This window comes from Streptosporangium sp. NPDC002607 (assembly GCF_053592655.1).
This window is the reverse complement of the sequence record NZ_JBSFWD010000013.1, coordinates 170,117-194,796: the sequence shown is the minus strand read 5'-3', so window position 1 is coordinate 194,796 and position 24,680 is coordinate 170,117. Positions and strand designations below refer to the sequence as shown.

General features: G+C 72.3%; 11 protein-coding genes. 4 read left to right on the top strand and 7 right to left on the bottom strand.

Annotated features, from left to right (window positions below):
* Window positions 1–120 precede the first annotated feature (120 nt).
* Window positions 121–2,658, bottom strand: coding sequence for an FxSxx-COOH system tetratricopeptide repeat protein (gene fxsT / locus ACWD3H_RS17650; RefSeq protein ID WP_451955711.1), 2,538 nt, complete (start codon window positions 2,656–2,658; stop codon window positions 121–123).
* Between the two features lie 279 nt (window positions 2,659–2,937).
* Between fxsT and fxsA the strand changes: the two genes are divergently transcribed.
* From fxsA to ACWD3H_RS17635, 3 genes are all read left to right on the top strand, one after another.
* On the top strand, window positions 2,938–3,114 hold the full coding sequence (gene fxsA / locus ACWD3H_RS17645; protein ID WP_350961881.1) for an FxSxx-COOH cyclophane-containing RiPP peptide: 177 nt from the start codon (window positions 2,938–2,940) through the stop codon (window positions 3,112–3,114).
* Between the two features lie 78 nt (window positions 3,115–3,192).
* Window positions 3,193–4,071, top strand: a complete 879-nt coding sequence (locus tag ACWD3H_RS17640) for an SIR2 family NAD-dependent protein deacylase (protein ID WP_355558946.1) — start codon at window positions 3,193–3,195, stop codon at window positions 4,069–4,071.
* The gene (locus tag ACWD3H_RS17635; RefSeq protein WP_451955710.1) at window positions 4,068–6,053 is read left to right on the top strand and encodes a tetratricopeptide repeat protein; all 1,986 of its coding nucleotides are present in this window, start codon (window positions 4,068–4,070) and stop codon (window positions 6,051–6,053) included. Before ACWD3H_RS17640 ends, ACWD3H_RS17635 begins: the two co-directional genes overlap by 4 nt.
* Here ACWD3H_RS17635 and ACWD3H_RS17630 read toward each other — a convergent pair.
* A complete protein-coding gene (locus ACWD3H_RS17630; RefSeq protein WP_451955709.1) occupies window positions 5,989–6,804 on the bottom strand; it encodes a hypothetical protein in 816 nt (271 codons plus the stop codon). The genes ACWD3H_RS17635 and ACWD3H_RS17630 overlap by 65 nt on opposite strands.
* Window positions 6,805–6,900: 96 nt before the next feature.
* Window positions 6,901–7,323: a DoxX family protein gene (locus ACWD3H_RS17625; protein WP_355558954.1), complete on the bottom strand. Its 423-nt coding sequence runs from the start codon at window positions 7,321–7,323 to the stop codon at window positions 6,901–6,903.
* A gap of 79 nt (window positions 7,324–7,402) precedes the next feature.
* On the opposite strand from ACWD3H_RS17625, the gene ACWD3H_RS17620 reads away from it, so the two are divergent.
* A complete protein-coding gene (locus tag ACWD3H_RS17620; RefSeq protein ID WP_451955708.1) occupies window positions 7,403–7,906 on the top strand; it encodes a MarR family winged helix-turn-helix transcriptional regulator in 504 nt (167 codons plus the stop codon).
* Window positions 7,907–8,039: 133 nt separating this feature from the next.
* Here ACWD3H_RS17620 and ACWD3H_RS17615 read toward each other — a convergent pair whose 3' ends face one another.
* The 4 genes from ACWD3H_RS17615 to ACWD3H_RS17600 form a co-directional block, all read right to left on the bottom strand.
* A complete protein-coding gene (locus ACWD3H_RS17615; RefSeq protein WP_451955707.1) occupies window positions 8,040–9,380 on the bottom strand; it encodes a glycoside hydrolase family 6 protein in 1,341 nt (446 codons plus the stop codon).
* A gap of 152 nt (window positions 9,381–9,532) precedes the next feature.
* Window positions 9,533–10,807 carry an MFS transporter gene (locus ACWD3H_RS17610; protein WP_451955706.1) on the bottom strand — a complete coding sequence of 425 codons (1,275 nt, stop codon included), beginning with the start codon at window positions 10,805–10,807 and terminating at the stop codon, window positions 9,533–9,535.
* 7 nt (window positions 10,808–10,814) lie between these two features.
* Window positions 10,815–12,185 carry a serine hydrolase domain-containing protein gene (locus ACWD3H_RS17605; RefSeq protein ID WP_451955705.1) on the bottom strand — a complete coding sequence of 457 codons (1,371 nt, stop codon included), beginning with the start codon at window positions 12,183–12,185 and terminating at the stop codon, window positions 10,815–10,817.
* Between the two features lie 2 nt (window positions 12,186–12,187).
* Complete coding sequence (locus ACWD3H_RS17600) at window positions 12,188–24,652, bottom strand: amino acid adenylation domain-containing protein (RefSeq protein WP_451955704.1); 12,465 nt, start codon at window positions 24,650–24,652, stop codon at window positions 12,188–12,190.
* Between the last annotated feature and the right edge of the window lie 28 nt (window positions 24,653–24,680).

Below are 24,680 nucleotides of genomic sequence, written 5' to 3'. Positions count from 1 at the left end.
CGGTCAGGCGGCGCCTCGCCGCGTTGTCGTCGGTCACCGCAGCACGCTGCGGCTCCCTCCTCCGCCTTGCGAGACACCACCTGACCGATCCTCGCTACGGCAAGATCCGCAGGACAGGACCTAGAGGGCGGGCGGGTCGAAGTCGAAGTCGAGCCGTTCACCGCGCATGGCGACCCTGGTGTCCGGATGGTCGTTGCCCAGCACCCGCTGGTAGCGCTCGAAGGTGTCGGCCTCCAGCACCTGGGCCTCCTCGAAGGCACCCTCCGCCCGCAGGTCGATGACGAGGTTGTTCGCACAGGCGAGAGTGAGCGGGTGGTCCACCCCCAGCAACTCGCGCAGCTGGGCCAGCGTCTCCTGCCCCAGCCGCCTGGCACTGGGGGCATCCCCCTGTGCCGCGAAGTCGCTGGCGAGGTTGATCGCGCAGGTGAGGGAGTAGTGGTGCTCACGGCCGAGCGTGCGGTCGAAACCCTCCAGAGAGCTCAGATCGAGCCGGCTCGCCTCCTCGATCTGCCCGTTGACCCGCAGCAGCAGCGCCAGGTTCATGTCACAGCCGAAGGTGAAGGGGTGCTCGTCGCCGTACATGCGGGGATAGCGAGCCGTCACATCCCGCAGCAGCTCCAGCGCCTCGGTGATCTCACCTCTGGTGCGTTGCGCGTTGGCCAGGCACAGTGCCGCCGCGAGCGTGTCGTGGTGGTCGCGCCCGAAGATGCGCTCCTCCCGCTCGTACGTCGCCTGCGCGAGGTCGAACGCCTCGTCGATCTGCCCCACCCGCCGTTTGGCGATGGACAGATCCTTCGCCGTGCGCAGGGTCCAGGGATGGTCCGGGCCGAGTTCCTGCACCCCGAACTCGTACGCGTCCTCGCCGAGGTCGCAGGCTTCGGCATAGTCACCTCTGAGCCGCACGATACGTGAGAGACCGTTGCCCGAGGTGAGGATGTTCTGTTTGCTGGATCCCGAGTCGGGACGGCGGTGCAGCCTGTAGGTGGTCTCCTGCAGCTCGAAGGCCTTCTCGTAGTCGCCGAGCAGCAGATAGTCGATGGCGAGGTTGTTCATGGCGCGCAGCGTCCGGTGATGCTGGGGGCCGAACACGCTCTGGTGCCGCCGCAGCGACTCCCTGTCGTGCGCCAGGGCCGCCGTGAAGTCACCTCGCATCCGCAGGTCTCCGCCATGACTGTTGGTGAGCAGGAGGGTCTCCTCGTGGTCGGGTCCCAGAACCCTCCTCATCCGCGTCAGGGTCTCGCGGTTGAGTTCGAAGGAGGCCCGGTAGTCGCCGAGCTCGCGAAGGACGATGCCGAGATGCCGCTGCGCGGAGAGCACGTGCTGGTCCTCGTCCCCGCTGTCGGCCCGCCATCTGGCGATGAAGCCCTTGACCAGGTCGCTGGCTGACTGGTAGCCCCCGGACGAGTAGAGGTAGCGCACGACGTCGAGGGCGAAGCGACGGATGCGGGGATCCTCACCGGCCTCCACCATCGCGGGTGTCATATGGCTGAGCAGCTCGGCGTAGCGCGGCCACAGGACGGTGTCGTCCGGAAGGCCCGGCGCCGCCGCGGCGAGCATGAGGTGCACCTCGTGGCGGAAGGACACGTGCTCCTCCCAGCCCAGCTCGGCACGGAGCAGTGCCTGAACCAGCCGGTGGACCTGGATGGTCCGGTTCTCCGAGTCGATCCGCGCCAGGGCGTACCGGCCCAGCTCCCTGATGGCCCGGCTCAGCAGGATCGGATTGTCGAGAAGCGGGCCAAGACGCGACCCGGCCGCGAGGTCGTCGGGAAGTGCCCCGAACACGTCACGGGGGATGGGGTCGGGTCCGAAGAAGGCGCAGCAGCGCAGGAGCTCCACGGCCTCGGGCAGCTTCGCCTTGAGCTGTGACACCGACAGCGACCACGCCGCCGTCATGGACAGCGGATAGTCCGACGCCTTGTTGGCGTCGAGCAGCTGGGCCGTCTGCTCGTCGAGCAGCCGGAGATACTGCTCGACGGACATCCCGGTCTCCGTCTGCAGGGCTCCGGCCTGCTCCAGCGCGAGCGGGAGGTCGCCGAGCTGCTCGGCCAGCCGGTTCATGTCCTCGTGGCTGGTCGAGCCGGGGACCCGCCTGGTGAGGAACTCGATGCTCTCCGCCCGGCTGAAGACGTCGACGGGCACGGTGTCGACCACGCTCTGCCAGGCGTAGTTGCGTGAGGTGATCAGGACGTGCCCCGGGCCCCGCGGGATGATGTCGTTGATGTCCTCCGGCTGCTCGGCGTTGTCGAAGATGAGCAGCCACCGGGAGTACGGGTCACCGCGGCGCAGGGCGTCCAGCACGGCGGCGGACGCGTCCTCCACCCCCATCGCGGCGGAGGAGGGCACGCCCAGGTGCGGGGCGAGCGCGGCCAGCGAGGAGCGCACCAGCATCGGCTGGTCCGCGGGTATCCACCAGACCAGGTCGTACTCGTGCCGGAAGCGGTAGGCGTACTCGATCGCGACGTGGGTCTTGCCGACACCGCCGAACCCGTGAAGGGCGTGCGGCACCACGGCGGTGACCTCGGACGTGACGCCGGTGTGCAGTTTGTCGAGGAGGCCTTCACGACCTGTGAAGTTCTTGTTCTGCTGGGGGACCCTGCCCCAGATCTGGGGCTGGCGTCCCGGCAGGCGGGAAGTCCCCGAAGACTGTGAAATGGGCACGCGACGGCCTCCACTCGCCCGATTGGGATTCAGCTTATGGCTCCGGGCCTCCGCGAGCGCATAAGCGAAGGGGTCAGAGTCTCATTGCCGCACCTCAACAGCGGATCTCTGTCACACCCTAAAATGCCTATTTTCCGGTCAACTATATAGTCTCGCCCACCAAATTATCTTCCCGAGTACTCGCCTGAACCCCGAAAGGATGTAATCATCAAGGCGTAGGCGAGGACGCTCGGAGATCCGGGGACGCGTGCGTCTCGCCGTGGGCGCAAGGGAGTCCGCATGAGCGAGGAAGCCGCCACCGCTAACATCGATTCCGGCAAAGGTCTGATCGACCTGACGGGTCTGAACTTGGCCGATCTTGACAAAATCGGCGATTCCATCCTGGACCTGGTCCGCCGGCGAATAGCCGCCGACGGGGACGCGGGGCCGGTGGCCGGATTCGACTCCTCCATATAGAAACCTTGGTGATAACCCACCAATGTGCGACATTGGAGTGCGAGACTGGCACTTTCTGTCGACAACAATGGTGGGACCGTGGACGATGTCGACTGGCAACGGTTGATCGACCAGCTCCACAGGGGTGACTGCACCCCTTTCCTCGGAGCGGGCGCCTGCGCCGGGACGCTCCCCACCGGTGCCGCCCTGAGTAACCGGTACGCCCTCCACTACGGCTACCCGTTCTCCGACCCAGGCAATCTCGCCCGCGTGATGCAGTACGGCGCGGCGGTGGTGCGGGATCCGGTGGATCTCAAGGAGGGGGTCTGCAGGCTGCTCCGCTCCCACGGCGGGCCCGCTCCCGGCGATCCGGAAGAGCCACACCGGCTGCTGGCCGGCTTCCCCGTGACGACGTTCCTCACCACGAACTACGACGACTTCCTGGCCGAGGCGCTGCGGGCCGAGGGCAAGGAGCCCCACGTCGCCGTCTCCCCCTGGTGGGAGGCCGATCCCGCCGCCGCGCCCGTCCTGCCGGAGCCGACGGTGGACTGTCCCCTCGTCTACCATCTGCACGGAAGCTGGTCCGAACCGGCGTCACTGGTACTGACCGAGGCCGACTACCTGACCTACCTCGTCAACATGGTGGACGTCGTCGCGACCGGCGGGAGGCACCCGCTGCCGACCCCGATCCTGCGGGCGATGACCGCCCGGCCACTGCTCTTCATCGGCTACAGCCTGCAGGACTGGACATTTCGGGTGCTGTTCCACGGCCTGATGCGCGGCACGCCGCGCAGCAACAAGCGGCGGCACGTGAGCGTGCAGCTGATGCCCGAGATCAACGGATCGGCGAGCGACGCGGAGAGCAAGGCCAGGCGCTACATCGCCCACTATCTCGACGGCTGGAACATCTCGATCTTCCTGGGGACCGCCTCGGAGTTCTGCGCGGAGCTCCGGCGGAGAATGGGACGGACACCATGACAGACGCGACTCACCGGAACGACGGGACCATCCACCCGTACGTGGGGCTACGCCCCTATGACCGCGACGAGCACGCGCTGTTCTTCGGGCGGGAGCGCGAGGGCCGCGACATCTCCACCATCTGGCAGGCCACCGGTCTCACCGTGCTGTTCGGCGCCTCGGGGGTCGGCAAGACGTCCCTGCTGCACGCGGGTGTCCTGCCGCGCATCGAGCCCGAACGCGCCGACGTCCTGCCCGTGGCCCGCGTGTCGCCCCGCGGGATCACCTCGCTGCGCCCGAGGGTCACCGGCAACCCGTACGTACTGGCGCTGCTGTCGGCCTGGGCGCCGGAGGAGCCGCTGTCCGTGCTGGCCGGGCTGACGGTCTCGGACTTCCTGGCCGGACGCCCGGAACGCGTCGACCGGTACGGTGACCCGGTGCCCACCCTGGTCGCCGTCGACCAGGCGGAGGAACTGTTCGGCGGTCCGCCCGACCGGGAGGAGGAGCGCCACGCGCTGCTGCGCCAGCTCGCGCGGGCCGTCGAGGAGCACGACGGGCTCCACCTGCTGCTCTCGCTGCGCGAGGAGTATCTGGCCTCCGTACTGCCGTACGAGCGCCCGCTGGGCCGGGGCTCGCGGGCGCGGTTCCAGCTGCTGCCGCTCTCGCGCGCGGCGGCGCTCGACGCCACGACGAGACCCCTCGAGCACACCGGCCGGTCCTTCGCCCCGGGGGCCGCCGAACGACTCGTCGACGACCTGCGCACCGTCCCCTTCCTCAACGACGAGGGGCAGACGACCACGGTGACGCTCAACACCGTCGAGCCCGTCCAGTTGCAGGTCGTCTGCTCCGCGCTGTGGGACTCGCTGCCGCCGGGCCTGCACGAGATCACCGCCGAGCACGTGAACCTGCATGTGAACGTCGACCACTTCCTGACCGGTTTCTGCGAGCGGATGCTGGCGCAGGTCGCGGCCGAGTCGGGGGTCACGTCGAGCGAGATCCGTTCCTGGCTGCGCAGGACCTTCGTCACCGAGCACGGGACGCGCAACACCGTCTACGAGGGCCTCCGTGAGACGGCGGGCATGCCGAACGCCATCGCCGAGGCGCTGGAGGACCGTCACCTGCTGCGGGGCGAGCACCGGCTGGGGATCCGCTGGTACGAGCTACAGCACGACCGCCTGATCGGCTCGGTGCGCCAGTCGCAGCACCCGGCGACCTACCTCGGTGACGCGCGGGCGGCACTGGCCAGGCGGAACTGGGAGACGGCCCGCGACCTCGCGGAGGAGGCGGTCCGCGCCTCGGGGCCCGGCGAGACCTGGGTGCGGGCCGAGGCCCTGGTCGTGCTGGGGGAGGTCGCGGCGGCGGGAGGCGAGGTGCAGGGGGCGCGCCGCCGGTTCGAGGAGGCGGCCGACGTGTTCGCGACGCTCCAGCGGTTCAACGGGGTGGCCTCGGCGCTGACCGCGGAGGGACGGCTCTGGCTGGCCCAGGGCGAGTACGCCAGGGCGGTGGAGCAGTTGCGCGCCGCGCTCTCCTGGGTTCCCAACGACCTGCCCGCACAACTGGCGCTCGGGGAGGCCCTGTGGCACCTGGGACAGCCACGTGCCGCGCTCGCCCTTCTCAACGGCGCCGTGGCACTCGCCAGCGAACCCCCCGTCGAGACGCTGGCGCTGCGTGGAGAGATCCTCGCCGATCTTGGAAGGCCCGGCGAGGCCCTGCGCGACCTGGATCGCGTGAGACGGCACCAGCGGCCCACCACGATCGCCGCCAGGGCGCTGGCCCTCGCCCTGGCCGGACGGTTCGACGCCGCCGGGCAGGAGATCCTCGACGCGACCGCCGACGGGTCGGACAGCGGGCCGGTCCTGCTGCGGGCCGCACGCGTCCATGCCCTGCTGGGGCAGCACGCGACCGCCGAGGATTTCGCCTCGCGGGCGCTCGGCGCGGTCACTCCCGGGCTTCCACCGCATCTTCGGAAGCAGGCTGAGGATTTCCTCCGGAAAACGGCGTGACATCGGTTCTCGCCGCCTCCCATATGTGGTTGAACTGCTCCACCCAGTAGGTGTACCAGCGCTCGTCGCGGCCGCGGGTCAGCTCCAGATGCATGCGCGACGAGGTCGAGGGATTGTGAAAGCCGTGAATCTCCACGATGACCCGGCCCCGCGGGGTCTCCGGGTCGAGAAGCACAAGGCTGAATCCCGGACTGTAGGAAAGGAGGCGGTACTCGAACTCGCCCACGGTCTTCCAGCCGCTCATCAGGCGGAGGCGCTCCATGGTGTTCTCCAGCGCGGCGGGAAGCCTCTGGACGGGAAACTCGATCGAGTCGTCCAGTTGCTTCGCGGCCTGCTGGACCGCCCCCTTCTCCAGGGGGTCGAGAATGACGATCCTGACGCGTCCCCTCTCCCGCGCGAGCACCGTGTTGCGCATGATCTCGCAGGTCTGCGCGGAGAGCAGGTTGACCGCGGAGGGGGCGAACACCCGGACGTCACGCGCGTGGGCGAGCAGCGACGACAGCGGCGCGCTGTCGTACACCGACCGGTCGTTCAGCAGCCCGTCGGGAGATTCGGCGGGTTCCGCGGGAAGAGTGATCCGGTAGAGCAGCAATCCCACTCCCGAGAGCAGGACCGCCCATCTGAGGTCGTCGTCCAGCGCGTCGCTGACGATTGACAGGAACGCGAAACCGAAGACGACGATCGTGAGAGCGTACGCGTCGATGTGCTGCCGAGCCTTGAAATCACTGCCGATTCTTCGCAGCCACCGCACATCGACCCCCAGCCATTCGGCACCGTCGAAACAGCTATGCCCATTGTCGGCGGTCCGGACCTCGTGGCGCGCGATGTTCCGCCCGGCGGGCGGGACCTAGACCGTGACCGGCCGGCGGCGCCCCTGACGGAGACCGTCGACGGCGAGGGCACCGCCACCGCTGAAGGCGATGGCCAGGGTGCCGGCGGCAAGGGTGAGGACGAACTCGTAGCCCCCCTCGCTCACCGAGAAACCGGCCGGGGCGTGGGCGAAGACGATCGCGCCGAGCATGTTGAGCACGAGGAGAGTGCCGAAGACCGGCAGGGCCGCGCCCAGGATGAGCGCGATGCCGCCGACGACTTCGAGGACGGCGACCGCCGGAGCCGCGACGCCCGCCAGCGGGATGCCCAGCGAGTCGAAGAAGGCCGTGGTCTGGGCCAGCCCCATCGTCATGAACTTCTGCAGCCCGTGGACCAGGAAGACCGCGCCGATGCCGATCCGCGCCAGCAGCAGGGCGTAGGGGCGCACTTGGTCAAGCATGATGACTCCTCGCTGTCATTCGAATTTGAACCAAACCATAGTGGTTAGTTCAAATTTGAACAAGCCGTAGGATGTTCTGGTGAGCGAGACGAGATGGCTCAGCGAGAGCGAGATGGCCATGTGGGTGGCCTACCTGTCCGCGACGCATCTGCTGGAGCGCCGCGTCGAGGATCAGCTGAAAGCCGACTCGGGTCTGACCCACACCCAGTACGAGATCCTGGTGACACTCTCCGAACGCCCCGACGAGCAGATGCGGATGACCGAGCTCGCCCGCCGGCTGATCACTTCCAAAAGTGGTCTCACCTACCAGATCGGGCAGCTGGAGAGACGAGGACTCGTCACGCGGGCGACCTGCCCCTCCGATGAGCGGGGCGTGCTCGCGGTGCTCACCGAGGAGGGCAGGTGCTGCCTGGAGCGGACCGCCCCCGGGCATGTGGCCGTGGTGCGCGCCTTTTTGATCGACCGGCTCAGCCCCGAGGAGATCGAGACCATGAGGCGGATCATGACGAAGGCCGCCGCGGCCATGGAGGCGGCGCCGGCCGGTCCGCTCCGCAACCCTCCGCCGGGCAAAAGCCCAGGTTAGCGCGCGGGCCGGGCCCGGGACCCCGGTTCTCGCTTTCGGCCACGGAACCGCGGGGAAGACGCGAGAATCCGGTACGGCTCGCACGGGGGGCATACCGTGCGAGCCGCACCGGATTCAGGGCCGCACCACCGGGTCAGGCGGCGGTGCAGCTGACCGAGGAGGGCACGCCGTTGGTCCCGGACCAGCTGCCGGTGAACCCGAAGGACGTCGAGGCGCCCGAGGAGAGGTTGCCGTTGTGGGACACGTTCCGCACCGAGACACCGGCGCCGCTCTGGGTGTGCTGTCCGTTCCAGAGCTGGGTGATGCTCTGGTTACCGGGGAACGACCAGCTCGCCGTCCAGCCCGTGATCGCCTGGGCTCCGCTGCTCTTCACGGTCACCTCGGCCTGGAAACCACCCTGCCAGGAGCTGACCAGCTTGTAGGAGGCCGTGCAGGCCTTGCCGCCGGTCGGCGTGACGGTCGGAGTCGGGGTGGGAGTGGGAGTGGGAGTGACGGTCGGGGTGGGGGTCGCGGTGGGCTGCGGAGCCGCCATGGCCAGGTCGTAGGCCCGCTGCGGCACGAACTGCCCGGCCCCGGCGATGCAGCCGTCCGCCTCGCCCGGCAGCTTGATCCAGAGGAACGCGTCGATCGCCGAGTCGCCGGTGGCGTTGGTACTCGGCGTGCCGATCGCCCGGCCACCCGGGTCACACCACTCGCTGCCCTGCGGGCCGTTGCCGTTGCGGCTGGTGTCGATCACCGCGCGGAGCCGGGAGACGCCGGTGGCGGAGATGACGTTCTTGGCGTAGGCGACCTCGGTGGAGTTCCACCGGTAGTTGGAGACGTTGACGGAGATGCCGTCCGCGCTGCCTCCGACGTCCGCGGCGTTCAGCCGGGCCGCGGCGTCGGAGGCCGACAGCCATCCCGAGTGCCCGATGTCGTAGTAGACCTTGGCCGAGGAGGAGGCGGCCTTCAGCTTCTTGCCGGCGTACGCCATGGAGGCGTTGGTCTCCTGCTGCTGGGAGGAGCTCATGCAGTTGGTCATGATCGGGAGCACGTCGGGCTCCAGGATGATCGACGCCGGGCGTCCCTGGAGGCCGGCTGCCAGCTCGTCGATCCACTGCCGGTAGGCCGTGTGGTTGGGCGCCCCGCCGGTGCTGGCGCCGCTGCAGTCGCGGTTGGGGATGTTGTAGACGACGAGGATCGGGACCTTGCCCGCGCCGGCCGCCGCCCCGACGAACGACGACACCTGGCCGCGGATGGTGGAGGTGTTGGTGGTGGTGTACCAGCGGGCCTGTGGCACGGCGGCGATCCGGTCGCGGATGACCGGCGCCCGGTAGTCTCCGGCGTTGGCCGCGACCCATTTGGCGGCGCTGGTCTCCGGATCGACGTAGAACGGGGAGTCGGCCGCGGAGGCGCCGGAGGCGACGGTGACCGCGGCACCTGACCCGATCACCAGAGCCGCGCAGAGCGTGGCCAGAACTGACCTTCTTGGCATGGATCGACTCCTTCGGGGAGATGCATGGGAGCGCTCCCACCATAGGCGGCCAGCCACCCCCGGATACAGCAGGCGCCCCTGCCCCCTCACACCAGGACGCGCTGACCTGTGCGAACGCCCGTCACAGTGGATGAAAGTTTCAATGTCGCGGCTCACCTCCGATCGGTGGGTGACAGCACGGGGAACCGGCGCAGTGTCGGGCTGAGCAGCGTACCCAGCGCGACAAGGGCCAGGCCGGCCGCGCAGACCAGCACGGCGGCCGGGCCGTCACCGGCCGTCATGAGGAAGCCGCCGGCCATCGGCCCCAGGGCGGCGGCCCCGCCGGAGAAGAGCCCCGCGATGCCGGACAGGCGGCCGCGCAGGTGGTCGGGGGTGACCGTGAGCTGGTAGGTCAGGACCGTGGTGTTCGCGACCGGCGCGAGGAACGCGGCACCGCCGAGAAGCACCCCGAGGAGGATGCCGCTCGGGACGAGCGCCATCGCCGCGGTCATCACCGCGGCGACGAGCGGAAAGCCGACAATGGTCAGGGCCGGCGGGAGGGCGGCGTGCAGGCGGGCCGCGGCCAGTGCGCCCAGCAGGCCCCCCGCGCCGATGCACGCCATCGTCAGGCCCACCTCACCGGCGCTCACCCCCTCCCCCGACATCGCCAGGACGATGATGACGAGCGCGCTGAAGACGAGGTTGGAGGAGACCATCCACACCAGCGTCGTCCTGATGACCCGGTGTCCCGCCACCCAGCGGATCCCCTCGGCGACGCCGCCCACGGCCGAACCTCCCCTCGGGAGCGCGGCGGGGGCCACCCGCCGCGGCAGGCGCAGGAAGAGCAGCGTGACGAAGGAGAGGCCGAGCATGATCGCGTCGGCGCCGAAGGGTGCCGTGTGGTGCAGGGTGAACAGGAAACCCGCCAGCGCGGGACCGAGCAGGGTGGCGATGAAGGGGCGCGCGGTATTGCGGGCGACCGCCTGCGACAGCTGCGACTCGGGCACCACCTGGGGAAGCGCGGCGTGCTCGGCCGGCTGGAAGACCGAGCTGAAGAAGCCTTCGACCGCGGCGGCCAGCAGGATGTGCGGGAAGGCGTAGGTGCCCAGGAGCAGCGCCACGACCACGCTGCCCATCGCCAGGGCACGGGCACCGTGGCACAGCAGCATGACCTTCTTGCGGTCCCACCGGTCGGCGACCACCCCGGCGGGCACGTTCGCCACCATGTGCGCCACCGCGAGCACCGACGACGCGAGGCCCATCTCCAGCGGAGAGCCCGACATGGCCAGAATCAGCAACGGGAAGGAGACGAAGGTGATCTCACTGCCCAGCTCGGAGAAGAGCTGGCTGGTCCACAGGATGTTGTAGTCGCGGTTGCGGGACAGGCGGATCGGCCCGCCGGCCACGTCACCGGCCATGTCACCGGCACCTGCCTGCGCGGTGCTCATCGCGGCGTCAGCCTTCCCCGCCGGGGGCGTCGTTCTCGTCGCGCGCCCGCCGGGCCAGCCGTCCGGTGACCTGGATGAGATCGATCCCTCCCGTCTCCGGATCACGCAGGAAACGGCCGGTGTAGGTGGTACGGCCACCGGCCGTTTCCCGCATCGTGAAGCGCAGTCCCTCGAAGCAGGCCAGCTCGAACCGCTCAGCCTCGCCCGTCGTCAGGCGGAGCCCGCCCGCACCGTCCACGACGACCGTGAGCTCCATCTCCCCGTTGACGTACCGGCCGGCGCATTCCGGTGGTCCTGACGTCCGCAGGGCCGGGTCGGGCGGCGCCGACAGGCCGCGACCTCCCACGGCCGGTCCCGCCGAGCGGAGCTCCGCCAGCAGGTCCTCCCAGAGCGCCGGTCCGGTGGCGGCGTTCGCGGTCAGCGCGACGACGGTCCCGCCCGCCGGTTCGAACCGCAGGTGGCAGGAGGTTCCCTCACCGGTGCCGTCGTGCCCGAACCAGTCGGGCCCGGCGTCGTGGTACATCGCCCAGCCGAGCCCCCAGGAGTCGGCCATGCCGAACGGTCCGGCCGTCACCCCCGCGAGCTGGTCGCGGCGCATCTCGCGGGCGGAGTCGCGGTCGAGCACCGGCTGGAGCGCCGGGTGGGCCAGGTGCATCAGCGCGAACGTGACCAGATCGGCGGCCCCGAGGGCGAGCCCGGCACTCGGCGCCGCCACCTTCGGCAGGGTCTGCCAGGTGACCGGCAGCATCCGGTCCCGCGGCTGCCGCACCGTGTGGCCGTCCACCACCGGCCGGAACCCCGACGGCGGCCCGACGACGAACGCCGGCGCGATGTCCAGCGGCTTCAGCAGGACCGCCTCCATCGCCTCCCACCAGCTCATCCCGGTGATCACCTCGACGAGGTGGCCCGCCAGGATGTAGCCGATGTTGGAGTAGGAGAAGACGGTCCCCGGCGGATGCGCGGTGCCGGACTCGCGGCAGTGGCGCGCCACCCACCGCCGCCGGGCCCCGGAGTGGTCGCCGCCCTCGTCGATGTTCGAGGCCAGCCCGCTGGTGTGGCTGAGCAGCCGCCGCGCCGTCATCCTCGGGCCCGGCCCGCCGCGTCCGGCCCCCACCTCGGGCACGTACTCGGCCAGCGGGGCGTCGAGATCGATGTCGCCGCAGGCCGCCAACGTCATCACCAGCGTCGCGGTGAAGGGTTTGGTGAGCGAGCCGAGCGGAAAGGCGGACCGCCGGGTCACCGGCTCGCCGGCCCCGTACGTCTCCTCGCCGGTCTCGGCGGTGACGGTCTCACCCGCGTGGTGCACGGCCAGCTGCGCCCCCGGCACGCGGTGCTCGCGGGCCAGCCGGGCCAGCCGGGCGGGAAGGTCGACGTCCACGTTCACTCCCTCTCCGCCCGGCCGGCGGCCGGATCGATGTGTGCGGCGACGGCGCGCAGCGCCTCCAGGAGGTCCTCCGCCAGGCGCTCGACCGTGGCCCGGTCGTGCACGCCGACCACGTGGCGCCAGTCGAAACGCAGCCTGCCGTCCGCCGGGTAAGCGGTGATCTCCAGGGGCCGGGTGCCCGGCGCGACCGGCTCCGCCCGGCGGGCGGGCGGCGGGGAGTGGAACGAGCGATAGAGAACGCTCTCGCCCGGGTCGACCGGCTCGTGGAAGGCGAAGGCCACCCCTGGCCGGTCCCCTCCCGGCGGTCGCGGGGCAGCCGAGCCCCGCGGGGCGAGGTGGCGCAGCGCCCCGTAGCCCAGGCCGGCGCTCGGAACGGCGCGCAGTCGCCCACGTACGGCCCTGACGATCGCGGGCCAGTCGGGCGGGGCCCCGCCGGGCGTGTCCCCGAGCACGACGGGGAACGTGCCGGCGAACCGGCCGACGGTGCGGGAGAGGTCGACCCCGTCGAAGATCTCCTCCCTGCCGTGCCCCTCCAGCTCGACCAGCACACGGTCAGCGCCCGTCCAGCGGCACAGCACCCGCCCCAGCGCGCCGAGCAGTACGTCCCCGGTCCCGGCGCGGAACGCCGCGGGCGCCGCGCGCAGCAGCGCGCCGCTCTCGCCCTCCCCGAGAAAGACGGACACCTCGCCCGCGACCGGCGGCACCTCACCCGGCCCCCCGGGCGGCGGCGCGGTCTCGGGCAGCGCGGTCCAGTAGGCCAGTTCCTCGTCGAACCCGCCCTCCGCGGCGTGCCCGGCCAGCATCCCCGCCCAGTGCTGGAAGGAGGAGGGCTCCGGTCCCAGGTCCACCGGCGTTCCCGCCACCGACTGCCGATAGGCCCGCTCCAGGTCGTCGAGCAGGATTCGCCAGGACCGGGTGTCGGCCGCCAGCGGGTGCACGGTGAGGCAGAGCCACGGCCGCAGGCCCGGCCCGAAGTCCAGCAGCGAGGCCCGGAACGACTCCCCGGCCGGATCGAGGCCGCGGGCCGCCTCGTCGGCCGCGAACCTGTCCACCGCCTCCCGCACGGCCGTGATCTCCGGCGGGCCGGACTCCGCGGCCTCTCCCGCCCCGGATCCGGCCGCGGCCCGGAGGTCGAACCGGCGTAGCGGGTCACCGGCGGCGGCCGACGGCGCGGCCCGCTGCCACCAGGAGCCGTCCGTGTGCTCGAAGCGCGAGCGCAGCGCGTCGTGCCGGGCCACCAGCGCGGCCAGGGCCGTGCGCAGTCCCTTCTCGGCGGTCCCCTCGGCCAGCTCGACGAGGACCGGCCTGGCGAGGAGGTGCGGGGACGCCCCCCTGGTCTCGACGAACTCGCGCTGGCCGGGTGTCAGGGGTGCCGGGCCGTCCACCCGCGGGCCGGGCGCCTCTCCCGGCCCGGCCGCCGTCGCGAGCCGTGCCACGGTCTGGTGCAGGAAGAGATCCTTGGGCGAGAGGCGCAGCCCCGCGTGTCTGGCCCGGTGGATGACCTGCATGGTCAGCAGCGAGTCGCCGCCGAGGTCGAAGAAGTTGTCCTGCACACCGATCCTGGCCGCCTCGATGCCGAGGACCTCGGCCCAGATCCCGGCGAGCAGCCGCTCGGCCGCGTCGCGCGGGGCGACGCGCCCGGCCCCCGCACCGCCCTCGGGAGCGGGCAGCGCGCGCCGGTCGGCCTTCCCGCTCGACGTCAGCGGAAGCTCCTCCAGCAGGACGAAGAAGGCGGGGACCAGGTAACCGGGCAGGGAACGCCTGGCGTGGTCGCGCAGCTCCGCGACCGACGGCGGCGTGTCCCCCGCGGGCACCAGGTACGCGGCCAGCCGCCGGTCGCCCGGCCGGTCCTCCCTGACCACCACCGCCGCGGACGCGACGCCCGGGTGGCCGAGCAGGACGCTCTCGATCTCACCGGGCTCGATCCGGAACCCCCGGATCTTCACCTGGTCGTCGACCCTGCCCAGGAAGGTCAGCACGCCGTCGGCCCGCCACCGGACCATGTCCCCGGTACGGTACATCCGCGCCCCGGCGGGACCGAACGGATCGGCGACGAAGCGTTCGGCGGTCAGCGCGGGCCGGCCCAGGTAGCCGCGGGCCACGCCGTCCCCGGCGATGTACAGCTCCCCCGGCACGCCCGGGGGCACCGGCTGGCAGAGCCGGTCCAGCACGTACACCCGGGTGTTGGCGATCGGCACTCCGATGGGGGGCGCCACCGTGTTCCCCGCCTCGACCGCCGCCGTGGTGGACCAGATCGTGGTCTCCGTCGGCCCGTACAGGTTGGTCACCGACCGCGCCGAGGCCGCCAGCGTCCCGGCCAGGTCCGCCGGCAGCGCCTCGCCGCCGACGAGGACCCGCACGCCCGCGAGGACCTGGCCGGTCTCCTCGGCCACCGCCCGCCAGAGGCTGGGCGTCGCCTGTATCACCGTCACGGATTCCTCGGCGATGACCTGTCGCAGCCGCCAGGGGTCGTGGACCAGCTCGCGGCCGGCCAGCACCACCGCCGCACCGCTGATCAGCGGCATGAACAGCTCCAGGCCCGCGATGTCGAACCCGACCGTCGTCATCGCCAGCAGGCGGTCGCCCGGGCCGAGGCCGAACCGGTCCCGCATGTCCACCAGGAAGTTGCGCAGGTTGCCCCGGGAGACCACCACCCCCTTGGGTCTGCCGGTGGAGCCCGAGGTGTAGATGGTGTAGGCCGCGCCGTCCGGATGGAATCCGCCGGTGACGGGGTCGGTGACGGGGCAGCCGTCCAGCGCGGCGAGCACCTCGGGGTCGTCGAGAAGGATCCGGGGCACCCCCTCGAAGGCACCGGCCAGGATCTCGGCCTCGGCTCCGGCGGTCAGCACCAGCGCGGGGCCGGCGTCCCGGAGGAGGAGCGCGACGCGCTCCGGCGGGTGGTCGAGGTCCAGCGGCAGGTAGGCGGCGCCCGTCTTGAGCACCGCGAGCGCCGCCACCACCAGGTCCGCCGTCCGAGGGAAGGCCAGCCCCACCAGCGTCTCCGGGCCGACACCCCGCGAGCCCAGATGATGGGCGAGCCGGTTGGCGCGCGCGTTCAGCTCCGCGTACGTGAGCGTGAGGTTCCCGCGGACCAGCGCGGTCGCGTCCGGGGTGGCGGCGACCTGGTCCTCGAAGAGCCTGGAGAGGTCGGCCCGCGGGATCTCCCTGCCGGTGTCGTTCCACTTCACCAGCGACCGCTCGCGCTCGGCACTGGTCAGCAGGCGAACCTCCGACAACCGGCGCTCCGGATCCTGCGCCACGGCGTCGAGCAGCATCACCAGGTGCCTGGTCATGCGCTCGATCGTGGTCTCGTCGAACAGGCCGGTGCTGTAGGCGACGGCCACGGTCAGCGCGCCCCGGTGCTCGTAGAAGTTCACGATCAGGTCGTGGCTGACCTCGCCGCTCGTGACGGGCAGCGTCTCGGCGCGCAGCCCCGGCAGGTCCTCCTCCCGCGCCGGGGTGTTCTCCAGCACCACCATGACCTCGACCAGAGGGGTGCGGCTGGGGTCCCGCTCGGGCCGCATGATCTCCACCAGCCGCTCGAACGGCACGTCGTCGTGGGTGAACGCGTCAAGTACCGTCGCACGGACCTGGGAGAGCAGTTTCCCAAAGGACGAGGACTCGTCCACCAGGGAGCGCAGCACCACGGTGTTGACGAAGAAACCGACCAGCCCCTCCAGTTCGGCCCGGTTGCGGCCCGAGGTCGCCGTGCCCACCGCGACGTCCTGCTGGCCGCAGTAGCGCGCGAGCAGCAGCTGCGTGGCGGCGGCCAGCACCATGAACAGGGTGGCGTCGTGCCCGCGCGCCACGGTCCGCAGCCGGTCCACCACCTCGGGCGGCATCTCCACCGTGTGCGTCGCGCCGGCGGAGGCGCGCACGGCGGGTCTCGGCCGGTCCACGGGCAGTGCCAGCGGGGCGATCCCGTCGAGCCGCCGCTTCCAGTAGCCGATGTGCCCGTCGAGCGCCGGCCCCTCCAGGTGCTCCCGCTGCCAGGCGGCGTGGTCCGCGTACCGTATGGGGAGCGGCGCGGGTTCGCGCCGCTCGCCGCGCGTCTCGGCGCGCGTCTCGACGGAGTAGAAGGCGGCGAAGTCCTCGGTGAGCACCCCCATCGACCACCCGTCGGTCACGATGTGGTGCATGAGCAGCGCCAGCACGTGGTCGGCGGCGTCCAGGCGGATCAGCACGGCCCGGAACAGCGGGCCACGCCGCAGGTCGAAGGGGCGCGACGCCTCCTGTTCGAGCTGCCGCCACATCGCGGCCTCGCGCTCGCCCGCGGGTGTCCCCTCCAGGTCCACCGTCTCGAAGGCCGCCTCGAAGGCCGCCTCGGAGGGGGGATGGATCGTCTGCGTGCCCCGTCCCCCGACGTCACCGAACGTGGTGCGCAGCGACTCGTGCCGCCCTACCAGCCGCCGCAGGGCGATCCGCGCCGCACCGGCGTCCAGCTCGCCGCGGAGTCGCAGGGCGAGGGCCGTGTTGTATCCGGTGCCGCCGGGTTCGAACGCGTCGAGGAACCACAGCCGCTGCTGGGCGAAGGAGAGCGGCAGGTCGTCGTCGCGGTCCACCACCTCGATCTCGCGCCGGCCGCCGCCCGGGTCGGCCCCGCCGAGCAGGGGGGCGAGCGTCGCGATGGTCGGCGTGTCGAAGAGCTGCCTGGGCGGCGGCGCCGAGCCGAGCGCGGCCCGGACCCGCGAGATGATCTGGATGCTGAGGATCGAGTCGCCGCCGAGGTCGAAGAAGTTGTCGTGCACCCCGACCCGGGCGGCGTCCACTCCGAGAACCTCGGCCCAGGTCGCGGCCAGCAGGCGTTCGGTCGCGTCGCGGGGGGCGACGTACGCCGCGCCGGGGTCGGCGCCCCTGCCGGGGTCGGGCAGCGCGCGGCGGTTCAGCGTGCCGCTCGGGCTCAGCGGCAGCGCCTCCAGGGTCACGAACCCCGACGGTACGGCGTGTCCCGGCAGGACCCCGCTGAGGAACTCCTTCAGCTCCCGGGCGTCCGCCGGCTCGCCCGCGGGCACCACGTAGCCCGTCAGCCGGACGCGGCCGGGGGCGTCCTCCCAGGCGGCGACCGCGGCGGCGGCGACGCGGGGGTGGCGGGCCAGCGCCGACTCGATCTCGCCCAGCTCCACCCGGAATCCCCTGATCTTGACCTGGTCGTCCGCCCGTCCCATGAACTCCAGGTTCCCGTCGGCGCGGCGGCGCACCAGGTCTCCCGTCCGGTACATCCGGCCCTCGGCGCCGGGCGCGAACGGGTCGGTCAGGAACCGCTCCGCGGACAGCTCGGCACGGTTCCAGTAGCCCCGCGCCACCCCGTCGCCGCCGATGTAGAGCTCTCCGGCGACACCGAGCGGCACCGGGCGCATCTCCCCGTCCAGCACGTAGACGCGGGTGTTGACCAGTGGCCGTCCGATCGGGACGAACGCCGCCTCGCCCACCGGATCGCCGCCCAGTTGGAAGACCGTGGAGTCCACGGTCGTCTCGGTCGCGCCGTAGGCGTTGACGACCACGGTGTCCGGTCCCACCCCGCGCAACACCTCCTCGGAGTCGCCGGCCGGCCAGCCCTCCGAGCCGACCATCAGGACGCGCAGCGAATCCAGCCGCACGCCGCGCCGCCCGGCCTCCTGGACCAGTGCCCTGGCCAGTGACGGGACCGTCACCAGGATCTCCGCCCGGGTGCGGGCCAGCGTCTCCAGCAGGGCGGGCGGGTCCGCCACCGCCTCGGCCGGGCACACCGCCATCGTCCCGCCGAACAGGGCCGACAGCAGGAAGTCGCCGAAGAACAGGTCCACCGAGAGGCTCGACACCGACAGGGACCGAGGCCGCGTCCCGGACAGTCCGTAGCGGGCGTCCCAGGCGCGCACCATGTGGTGGACGTTGCGGTGCTCGACCATCACCCCCTTCGGGCGGCCGGTGGATCCCGAGGTGTAGACGATGTAGGCCAGGTCCGCCGGGGTCACGGCGACGTCCGGCGGCGACGCGGGCAGGCCGTCGAGGACGGCCCGGTCCCGGTCCAGGCAGACGAAGGACGCCGGGGACCCGGCCACCCGGTCCAGCAGCCGCCGCTGGGTCACCACGACCGGGGCCGACGCGTCCTCCAGCATGGTCGCCAGCATCCGGGGCGGGTAGCCGGGATCGAGCGGCACGAAGGCGCCTCCCGCCTTCAGCACCCCCAGCAGCGCGACCACGGCGTCCACGCCGCGCTCGACGCACACCCCCACCGGCATGCCGGGGGCCGCCCCCAGCTCCACCAGGCGGTGGGCCAGCCGGTTGGCCCGCTCCTCCAGCCCGGCGAAGGTGAGCTCGCCGTCACCGTGGCTGACGGCGACGGCGTCCGGGGTGCGCCCGGCCTGCTCTGTGAAGATCTCGTGGACGCACCTGGCGGGCGTGAACTCCACGGCGGGGCCGTTCCACTCCCCCAGGAACCGCTCCCGCTCGGGCGCGGTGAGCACCGGCAGGTCCGCCACCGGGCTCTCGGGGGCGGACACGATCGCGGCGAGGACCGTCTCCAGGTGCCCCGCCATGCGTTCCACCGTCGGCTCGTCGAACGAGGCGGGGTCGTACCCCAGCGCCAGGGTCAGCTCCTGTGCCGCGTGGGCGGTGAGCGTGAGCGGGTAGTTGGTCTGCTCCTCGCCCCGGTGGTCGCGCACGCGCAACCCGTGCCTGGCCGCCGCGTCGGGGTCGTACGGGTAGTTCTCGAACACCACGACGCTGTCGAACAGGTTGGTGCCCCTGGGCACCTCGGCGCACGCGTGGATCCGCGCCATCGACAGGTACTCGTACTCGCGGGACGCGGCCTGCGCGTCCTGCAGGCCCCGCAGCCAGGACATCACCCGCTCGGTGCCGGCCACCTCCGTCCTGACCGGCACCACGTCGACGAAGAGCCCGATGATCGACTCCGAACCGGCGAGCCCGGCCGGCCGGCCGGAGACCGTCGCGCCGAAGCAGACGTCCCGCTCCCCCGCGTAGCGGGAGAGCAGCAGCGCCCACGCGCCCTGCAACAGGGTGTTGACGGTCAGCCGGGCGTCCCTGGCGCACTCGTACAGCGCCCCGGACAGCTCCTCCGGCAGCCGTAGCCGCACCTCCCTGGAGGAACGCGCCCCGTGGGCCCGCGCCACCGGCCTGTCGAACGGCAGCCGGGTCGGCGCGGTCATGCCCGCGAGCACCCCCCGCCAGTGCCGCTCCGCCTCGGCCTGGTCCTGGCGTGCCAGCCACCCGACGTACTCCCGGTAGGGCGGCCGGTGCGTCACCGTGCCGGTCCGCCCCGTGGTGAGGGCGGCGTACTGTTCGAACACCTCCGACAGCACGTGCGAGGAGCTCCAGCCGTCCAGCGTCATGTGGTGGGCCGCCCACAGCAGTCGCACCTCGGTCTCGGACAGCCGCACGAGGTCCAGCCTGGCCAGCGGCGCGACGGCCAGGTCCAGCCGCCGCTCGGCCCGGCGTTCCCACAGCCGCCGCACCGCCTGCCGCCGCTCGGCCTCCGGCAGGTCCCGGAGGTCGTGGTGGGTGACGGGGAGCCGCACCCCGCGGTGGACCACCTGCACGGGCTCGGGGACGCCCTCCCAGATCACCGCCGTACGCAGGGCGGGCGTGCGGTCGACGACCCACTGCCATGCCTCGGCCAGCGCCACCGGATCGGTGACCCCCTCCAGGACCATCGAGTAGTGACCGGCGTAGATGTCCGACTCGGGCTCGGCCAGCGAGTGGAAGAGCATGCCGTGCTGCATGGGCGTCAGCGGGTAGACGTCCTCGATTCCCCTGCCGTCGCCGGCCAGCCGGTCCACCGTGGCCTGGTCCAGCCCGGCGAGCGGGAAGTCCGAGGGGGTGCAGCCGCCCGCGCCCGGCTCCGCGCAGTGCTCGACGATCTCCGCCAGCGCCGACATCACCCGCTCCGCCAGCGCCTCGACGCTCTCCCCGCGGTGCACGGCCGCCGAGTACGTCCAGCGGAACTCCAGCTCGTCGCCGTCGACGAGCCCGGTGATCTCAAGCAGGTGCCGCCTGATCTGCCCCGGGCTCCGCTCGGCGCCGGGGTGGGGCAGCCGCCCGCGCAACAGCCCGCCTCGGCCGCCGGATCCGGCCTCGACGCGCCCGAGGTAGTTGAACCCCACCTGGGGAACGCGGCCCGGCGGCCGGCCGCCGGGCGCGCCGAGATAGCGCAGCGCGCCGTATCCCAGCCCCTGGCTCGGCACCGCGCGAAGCTGCTCCTTGACCGACTTGAGCGTCTCCCCCCAGCCGGGCGCGGCCGGGAGGCGCAGCGCGACGGGGAAGACCGTGGTGAACCAGCCGACGGTCCGCGACAGGTCGACGCCGGGGAACAGGTCGGCGCGGCCGTGGCCCTCCATCTCGACGAGGGCGGTGTCGCCGCCGGTCCACTCGCACAGCACCCTGCCCAGCGCGGCGAGCAGCACGTCGTTGATCTGGGTTCGGTAGACCTCGGGCACGTCGCGCAGCAGCGCCCGGGTGCTCTCCGCGCTCAGCCGCGCGGTCACGGTACGCGTGGACGCGACAGTGTTCTCGATGTGCCCGCCGTGCCCGCCGTGCCCGCCGGTCCCGTGCTCTCCGGCGATGTCCACCGGCAGCGCGGCGGCCCCGGCCGCGACCTCGTCCAGGCGGGTCCAATGGTCCAGCTCGTGGTCGAGGCCGCCCGCCGCCACGTGGTCCGCGAGACGGTGGGCCCACTCCAGGAAGGAGGTCGTCTTGGCGGGGAGCCGGATGTCCTGGCCCGCCTCGGCCTGCCGGTAGGCGGTCTCCAGGTCCGGCAGCAGGATCTGCCAGGAGACGGCGTCGACCACGAGATGGTGGGCGGTCAGGAACAGCCGGGGGCGGTGCGCGTCGCCGAGCACGAAGAGCAGCGCCCGGAAAAGCGGGCCGGTGTCCAGCCGGAACCCCTGCTGCGCGACCAGGATCTCCTCGCGCATCCGCGTCTCCCGGTCGGCGGCACCGATCTTGGACAGGTCGATCCGCCGCAGCGGCTCGCCGTCCTCGGCGGCGGCGTTGTGCTGCCGCCACCGCCCGCCGTCGTGCTCGGCGCGCAGGCGCAGGGCGTCGTGGTGGGCGGGCAGCGCGGCCAGGGCGGCGCGCAACGCCTCCTCGTCGGGCTCCTCATCGAGTTCGACGAACATCGCCTGGTTGAACCGGTCGACGCTGTCGGCGAGGTTCTCGAAGAACCAGTGCTGCACGGGCGTGAGCGGGACCTCTCCCGACACCGCCCGCTGCTCGGCGCGTGGCTGTTCCTCGGCGACCGCCTCCGCGGCCAGTTCCGCGACGGTCTGGCGCAGGAAGGTCTGTCTGGCCGTCACGCGCAACCCGGCCTCGCGGGCGCGGGCCACGACCCGCAGGCCCAGGATGGAGTCGCCCCCGAGGTCGAAGAAGTTGTCGTCCACGCCCACCCGGTCCACGCCGAGCAGTTCCGACCAGACCTCGGCGATGATCCTCTCCGCGGGTGTGCGGGGCTCGACGTAGCGTGTCCCGGCCTCGCGGTCGCCGGTGGGCTCGGGCAGCGCGCGCCGGTCCACCTTGCCGTTGACCGTCAGCGGCAGGCGTTCCAGCGTGACGAACGCCGAGGGCACCATGTGCTCGGGCAGTCTCGCCCGCAGGAAGGCGCGCAGCTGGGCCGGGTCGGGTCCGCCGGAGGCGGCGGGGACGAGATAACCGACGAGGCGCAGGTCGCCCCGGGTGCCGTAGCTGACGGCCGCCGCCGCCGTGTCCACCGCGGGGTGCCCGGACATGACGGCCTCGACCTCGCCGAGCTCGACCCGGAAACCTCTGATCTTGACCTGGTCGTCGGCGCGGCCCGCGTACTCCAGCTCGCCTCCCGGCAGCCAGCGCGCGCGGTCGCCGGTGCGGTACATGCGGGTGCCCGGCGGGCCGTACGGGTCGGCGACGAACCGCTCGCCGGTCAGTCCGGGACGGCGCAGGTAGCCGCGGGCCAGGCGGGGCCCGGCGAGATAGATCTCACCGGGGACGCCGACGGGCGCCGGACGCAGCCGGTCGTCCAGCACGTAGGCGCGGACGCTGCGGAACGGGCGGCCGATGGGCACCGTCCCGGTGCGGGCGTCGTCGGGAGTCAGCGCCCGCGTCATGGTGGCGCCGATCGTGGACTCGGTCGGCCCGTAGCCGTTGAACATCCGCCGTCCGGCCGACCAGTCCCGCACCAGGCCCGGGGGGCACGCCTCACCCGCGACGACCAGGGTCGTCCCCTCGGGGACGGCGTCGGCGGGCAGCACGGTCAGCGCGGTCGGGGGCAGGGTGAGGTGGGTGAGACGCTCGGAGCCGATGAGCTCGGCCAGCGGAGCTCCCGGCGCCCGCTCCTCCGCGGTGGCGACCACCAGCGTGCCACCGGACAGCAGGGCGAGCATGAGCTCCCAGAAGGCCCCGTCGAAGCTGAAGGACGCGAACTGCAGCACCCGCGTCCCCTGCCCCGCGCCCAGCCGCTCGCGCTGGGTGAGCACCATGTCGTACAGGCCGGTGTGGGGCACCACGACCGCCTTGGGTCGCCCGGTGGAGCCGGAGGTGTAGATCACGTAGGCGGGATGCGCGGGGTCGGAGCGGAGCGTCCGGGGTTGCTCGGCGAGCGGGGCCACGGTCTCCGGCGCGTCCAGCGTGACGAGGGGGACGCCCCCCGGCAGCCGCTCCGCCACCTCGGTGGTGGTCAGGATGAGGATGGGAGCGGCGTCCTCCACCATCGTCCGGACGCGCTCGGCCGGGTGGTCGAGATCCAGCGGCAGGTACGCGGCACCGCTCTTCAGGACGGCGAGGATCGCGACGACGGTCTCGGCCGACCGGGGGACGGCCACGGCCACGATCCGTTCGGGACCCGCGCCCCGCCCGGCCAGCAGCCGGGCCAGCCGGTCCGCCCGCCCGTCCAGCTCGCCGTAGGTGAGGCTCCGCCCGGCGTGGACGACGGCGACCGCCGAGGGGTCGGCCGCGACCTGCTCGGCGAACAGTTCGGGAACCGTGCGCGGCGCGGGGCCGCCGCCCTCGCCGCACCAGGTGTCGGTCAGCAGCCGGTGTTCCGCGGCGTCCAGGAGGGGAAGGTCGGCGATCGGCCGGTCCGGGTCGTCCGCGATCGCGGTCAGGAGTGTCAGCAGGTGACCGGCCATGCGCCCGGCGGTGGCCGGATCGAACAGGTCCGTGCTGTATCCGAGGTGGGTGACGAGCGCGCCGTCACGCTCGTAGAAGTCGAACGAGACGTCCATGGGCGCGACCAGCACCGGCGGACGGATCTCCTCCACCCGGACGCCGGGCAGCTCGACGGCCCCGCGCGGCGCGTTCTGCAGGTTGACCGCGACCTCGGCGAGCGGGAGCCGGCTGGGGTCGCGCTCGGGCCGCAGGACCTCCACGAGCCGCTGGAAGGGCACCTCGTCGTTGTCGAAGGCGTCCAGGACCGTGGAGCGCGCCTCGCCCAGGAAGGCGGTGAACGGCAGGGACTCGTCGACCTGGCAGCGCAGTACCAGAGTGTTGACGAAGAAGCCGATCAGCCCCTCCAGCTCGACCCGGCCACGGCCGCTGGTCGCGGTGGCGACCGCGACGTCCCGCTGCCCGGAGTAGCGCGCGAGCAGGATCTGCACGGCGGCGACCAGGGTCATGAACAGGGTGGCGCCGTGCTCGCGGCTCGTCTCCCTCAGCCGCGACAGCACGGCCGGGGGCACCTCGAAGACATGGGCCGCGCCCGCCGAGGTCCTGACCGGCGGCCGCAGCCGGTCGGTGGGCAGATCCAGCGGGGCGAGCCCGTCGAGCCGCTCGCGCCAGTGGGCGAGCATGCCGTCCAGTGCCGTACCGGACACCCGGTCCTGCTGCCAGGAGGCGAAGTCGGCGTAACGCAGGGGCAGCGGCGGAAGCGGAGACGGCTCGCCCGCGATCCCCGCGGCGTACAGCGCGTTCAACTCCTCGGCGAACACGCCCATGGACCAGCCGTCGGTGACGATGTGGTGCGTGCTGAGGGCCAGCACGTGCTCATCCGGCCCGAGCCTCAGCAGTCCGGCCCGGAACACCGGGCCCCGGCGCAGGTCGAAGGGGCGCTCCGCCTCCCGTAGCAGCCAGTCGCGCACCGGCGCCTCACGGTCGCCGTCCGCGGGCACGCGCGCCCGCGTGACCTGGATCGGCACCTCCGCGGCCGGCTGTACGGTCTGCACGCCCCTGCCGTTCACCGAGTCGAAGGTGGTGCGCAGCGACTCGTGCCGCTCCACCAGGCGGTCGACGGCGAGCCTGAGCACGTCCAGGTCCAGGTCACCGGTCAGCCGGAGCACCAGCGGGACGATGTACTCGGCGCTTTGGGGGTCCAGCTCGTACCTGAACCAGAGCCGCTGCTGGGCCGGTGACTGCGGCGACGCCTCCCGCGAGGGGGTCCGCGGGATCCCCTCCCTCTCCGGGGAGGCGGGGGCCTCGCCGGCCAGCCGCCGGAGCATCGCCTCGCGCAGGTGGTCGGGCAGTGCGGCCACCCGGCCGTCACGCGAAGAGGGGGCGTTCAATGTGTTCTCCCGTCCGGGTTCCGCTGGC